We start from the raw sequence: 311 nt of genomic DNA, 5'->3' as shown, positions 1-311 counted from the left end.
CTGAATAACTTTAAGTCGAGTAATGACTTACATGGTCACTCTGTTGGTGACCAGATTCTTTGTGAAGTGGCGAGCAGAACTACTGAACACTTCCAAGATTGTATGTGTATCAGACAAGGAGGCGATGAGTTTATTATCTTGACGGGTATGCGTGATAAAGGTGAGTTAAACAAGTTGTGTAAGGCTTACCTGGAGGTGCTACGAAACCCAGTTTCGTTGGAGCATTTAGAGTTTTCCATCAAGGCTTCAATCGGGGTTGCAATCAGTCCCTTTGATGGCAAGGTTCTGGATGAGCTGCAGCGAAAGGCAGA

Annotated in this window: 1 protein-coding gene; it reads left to right on the top strand. The window is 44.4% G+C overall.

The genetic code is table 11. From position 1 onward, the window contains the following. Positions 1-311: diguanylate cyclase domain-containing protein (locus A3729_RS10790; RefSeq protein ID WP_156497885.1), on the top strand; the 311-nt coding region annotated here is incomplete at both ends.

The organism is Oleiphilus sp. HI0043 (genome assembly GCF_001634935.1).
Note: the sequence above shows the minus strand (reverse complement) of the source record. Positions and strands in the feature narration are given on the sequence as shown.